We start from the raw sequence: 4,056 nt of genomic DNA on the forward strand, positions 1-4,056 counted from the left end.
GCATGGCGTCGCCCATGGATTCGGCCAGAGGGACGCGGAAGAGCCGCGCCTGAAGGTCGGTGATCGTGCGGGTCATGGGAAGTCAGGCCTTGGTTGCGGTAGGGCGGGCGAGCCGCACCTGAAGGAGGATCACGACGAGGAGGAAGGCGCCGCGGATCACCGACTGCCAGTAGGCCGACAGCGAGATGACCCCGAGCCCGTTCTCGAAGTTGAGGAGGTTGAAGACGAGGCCGAAGAGCAGCGCCCCGGCGACGGTGGCGGGGACGGATCCCATGCCACCTGTCAGCAGCGTGCCGCCCACGACGACGGCGGCGATGGCCGCGAGTTCCCAGCCCTGCCCCTCAAGCGGCTGGCCGGCGCCGTAGCCCGAGGCGAGGAAGACCCCGGCGAGGCCCGCCATGGCGCCCGAGAAGAGATACACGAAGGTCAGCGCGCGCGCGGTCTTGAGGCCCATGAGGTGCGCGGCCTCGGCGTTGCCGCCCACGGCGAGCACCGTGCGGCCGAGCGAGGTCTTCTCGAGGATGTACCAGGCCACGACCACCGCGACGAGCGCGACGAGGATCGTCCAGGGCAGCACGAGGCCAACCTTGTTCATGCCGAGCGCGGTGAATCCCGAGGTCCAGTCCACCGACACCGCGCGGTTGTCGGACACCACGAGCGCCGCCCCCTGCGCGCCGAGCATCGTGGCCAGCGTCGCCATGAAGGGCGGCAGGCGGAGCCCGACGATCAGCCCCGCATTGATCGCGCCTACGGCGAGACCGGTGAGCACCCCGGCAGGGAGCGCCACGAGGAGTCCATAAGGGCTCAGCAGCGCGGCGACCACCGAGGAGAGGGCCGCGACCGTCCCCACCGACAGGTCGATGCCCCCCGTCATGATGACGAGGCACATCCCGACCGAGATCAGGATGAACATCGAGTTGTACTGGAGAAAGGACGAAATGTTGTAGGCGGTCAGGAAATTGTCGTAGCGTAGCGCCCCGAGCAGGATCAGGAGCGCGAGCGCCACCCAGACCGTCAGGTGCGTGCCCCCGCCGAGAGGCCGCATGAAGCGGCGCAGGTTGAGGTCGAGCGGCTGGGCGGTCATGTGCGCCTCCGGCTGTCCTGGAGCCAGACCGCGACGACGATGATCGCGGCGGTGACGATGTAGGTGGCCTCGTCGGGGACGCCGTTGGCGATCAGCGTGTAGCCCACGAGCTGGAGGAACAGGGCACCGAGCAGCGTGCCCAGGATCGGCGCCCGCCCGCCCGCCAAGGCCGCGCCCCCTACCACCGCCGCGGCGATGGCGTTGAGCTCCATCAGGAGGCCGATGCGCGCTGCGTCCGAGGCGGAGTTCTGCGCCACCACGATGAGGCCCGCGAGCCCCGCGAAGGTCGAGCACAGGACATAGGTCCAGATCTTCGCCCGCGCAACGGGCGTGCCCGACAGCGCCGCCGCCCGCTCGTTGCCGCCGATGGACAGGAGGTAGCGGCCATAGATCGTCTTGCGGACGACCACGGCCACGACCAGCGTGAGCGCCAATGCGATCCAGCCCATGACCGGGATGCCGAGCCACCGCCCGGTGCCGAGCCAGGTGAAGCTCGGGTTCGAGAAGGTCTGGAGGTTGCCGTTGGTCAGAACCAGCGCGATCCCACGGCCCGAGATGAAGAGGATCAGCGTGGCAATGATGGGCTGCACGCCCAGGAAGCTGACGAGCGCCCCGTTGAAGAGCCCGCAGCATGCGGCCACAAGGAGCGGCACGAGGATGGACAGCACCAGCCCGAGGCCGGGGTTGGCGAGGCCCCATTCGCTGCCGAAGATCAGGGGCGCGATGGCCCCGGCCACGGCCATGACGGCACCGACCGACAGGTCGATCCCACCCGTCGCGATCACCAGCGTCATGCCCAGCGCCACGAGGACGATGGTAGAGACCTGGCTCACGTTCACGGCGAGGGTCTGGAGGTTCAGGAAGTTCGGCGTGATCGCGACATTGAGGAGGAGGAGTGCCACGAGCGCGAGCGCGAGCCCGAGGAGCCGGCGGTCGAGGCGCGACCGGCGCGGCGGGGCGGGCTGCTCGCCCACACCGCCGAGGCCCCGGCCCGTGAGGCTGTTCTGCTGGCTCATTCGGCGGCCTCCGCCCTGGGCTCGTCCGGTGGCTCAGCGATGGCGTGGATCAACGAGGCTTCGGTGACGCCCGGGTTCGACAGGCGGCGGACCGACCGGCCCTCCTGCATCACGACGATGTTGTGCGCGCCCTCGATCAGCTCCTCGAACTCGGAGGAGATGAGGAGCACGGCGCAGCCCTCCTCGACCCGCTTGGCGATGATGTTCTGGATTTCGAGCTTGGCGCCCACGTCCACGCCGCGCGTGGGCTCGTCGAGGATGAGGAGCTTGGGCTCGAGCGCGAGCCAGCGGCCGAGCAGCACTTTCTGCTGGTTGCCGCCCGAGAGTTCGCGGATCGGCTGGTCCATGTCGGCGGTGCGGATGCCCAGCGCCTTGATGAAGCCCTCCACGATCTTGCGTTCGCGCGCCTCGTCCACGATGCCTATCTTCGACAGGCGCGGCAGCAGCGCGAGCGTCAGGTTCTCGCGCACCGAGAGGTCGGGGACGATCCCTTCGACCTTGCGGTCCTCGGTCAGGAAGGCGAGGCCGGCGGCAATGGCGTCGCGGGGCGAGCGGATCGCGGCGGGGCGGCCCGCGACCCTCAGCGAGCCCCCGGTCACGGCGTCCATCCCGAAGACGGCGCGCGCGGCCTCGGTCCTCCCCGAGCCGAGCAGGCCCGCGAGGCCCACGATCTCCCCGGCACGGACCGTCAGGTCGAGGTTGCGCAGGCGCCGGTCGGAGGAGAGCCCCTTGGCCTCGAGGAAGACATCGCCCGCGCGGGTCTGGCCGGTGGAGAGCTGGGTCATGCCGGCGGCCCGGATCTCGTCGGCGTCGCGGCCGAGCATCTGGGCGATGAGGTCGAGCTTGGTCGTCCCGGCGATGCGCGCCTCGCCCACCGTGCGGCCGTCGCGCATGATCGTGACGCCGTCGCAGACGACGAAGAGCTCGTCGAGGAAGTGGCTGACGTAGAGCACCGAGGTGCCGCGCGCCTTGAGGGAGCGGATCACGCCGAAGAGCGTGTCCACCTCCTTCTCGTCGAGCGAGGAGGTGGGCTCGTCCATGATGAGGAGCTTCGTGTCCATCGAGGCCGCGCGGCCGATGGCCACGAGCTGCTGGATGGCGGTCGGGTAGGAGCCGAGCGGGCGGTGGAGGTCGAGCTCGATCCCGAAGCGGGAGAGCACCTCGCGTGCGCGCGCGTCGGCGGCCTTCCAGTCGATGGCGCCCCAGGGCCTTCGCGGCTCGTAGCCCAGGACGATGTTCTCGGTCACGGTCCGCTGGGGGACGAGCGTCAGCTCCTGGTAGATGGTGGCGATCCCGGCCCATTGCGCCTCTCGGGGGGAGCGCAGGTCCACGGGGCGGCCCATGAGCCGCACCTCGCCCGCGTCGCGGGAATAGACGCCGGTCAGGATCTTGATGAGCGTGGACTTTCCCGCGCCGTTCTGGCCGATCAGGGCATGGACCTCGCCCGGAGCGATGCGGAGGCTCGCGTCGCGGAGCGCCGGCACGCCCGAGAAGGCCTTCTGGATGCCGGTCATCTGGAGAAGGGGCTCGGCCATCGTGGCGACCTCCGGGGTGGGATCAGGCGCCGCCCTGGACAAGGCGACGCCTGGATGCGGGTCCCCGGTTCGCGCCGGGAACCGTTCTGTTCGGTCGGACTCAGTAGGCTTCGTCGATGTGCTCGGCGGCGTTCTCGGGGGTGAAGATGCGGTCCTCGACCTTCACCCAGGGCTCGATGGTCTCGCCGGCGGCGTAGCGCTTCATCACGTCGCAGGCGAGCGGGCCGAAGAACGGCGAAGATTCCACCGTCACTTCCATCTTGCCGTCGATGATCGACTGGAGCGCGTCGCGGGTGCCGTCGATGGAGTAGATGAACACGTCCTCACCCGGCGTGCGACCGGCGGCCTCGAGCGCCTGGATCGCGCCGATCGCCATCTCGTCGTTGTGGGCGTAGACGATGTTCACGTCCGGATGCGCCTG

The 4,056-nt window shown here is 69.7% G+C and carries 4 protein-coding genes; all 4 read right to left on the reverse strand.

What is annotated here, in order from left to right:
• Positions 1-82: 82 nt before the first annotated feature.
• Positions 83-1,084 (reverse strand): ABC transporter permease, encoded by a 1,002-nt coding sequence (locus AC5JLB_RS15095; protein ID WP_495874648.1) that lies wholly within the window; start codon positions 1,082-1,084, stop codon positions 83-85.
• Positions 1,081-2,100, reverse strand: a complete 1,020-nt coding sequence (locus AC5JLB_RS15100) for an ABC transporter permease (protein WP_495874649.1) — start codon at positions 2,098-2,100, stop codon at positions 1,081-1,083. The genes AC5JLB_RS15095 and AC5JLB_RS15100 overlap by 4 nt, the downstream gene beginning before the upstream one ends.
• Positions 2,097-3,635, reverse strand: a complete 1,539-nt coding sequence (locus AC5JLB_RS15105) for a sugar ABC transporter ATP-binding protein (RefSeq protein ID WP_495874650.1) — start codon at positions 3,633-3,635, stop codon at positions 2,097-2,099. Before AC5JLB_RS15105 ends, AC5JLB_RS15100 begins: the two co-directional genes overlap by 4 nt.
• Before the next feature lie 100 nt (positions 3,636-3,735).
• The coding region (locus tag AC5JLB_RS15110; protein WP_495874651.1) for a substrate-binding domain-containing protein at positions 3,736-4,056 on the reverse strand (321 nt) is incomplete at its 5' end.

The sequence above is a fragment of the Myxacorys chilensis genome, assembly GCF_059505265.1.

What these genes read in the sequence shown, in the direction of transcription:
- AC5JLB_RS15100 (WP_495874649.1), bottom strand. Translation starts at nt 2,100, where the DNA reads ATGAGCCAGCAGAACAGCCTCACGGGCCGGGGCCTCGGCGGTGTGGGC.
- AC5JLB_RS15105 (WP_495874650.1), bottom strand. Translation starts at nt 3,635, where the DNA reads ATGGCCGAGCCCCTTCTCCAGATGACCGGCATCCAGAAGGCCTTCTCG.
- AC5JLB_RS15095 (WP_495874648.1), bottom strand. Translation starts at nt 1,084, where the DNA reads ATGACCGCCCAGCCGCTCGACCTCAACCTGCGCCGCTTCATGCGGCCT.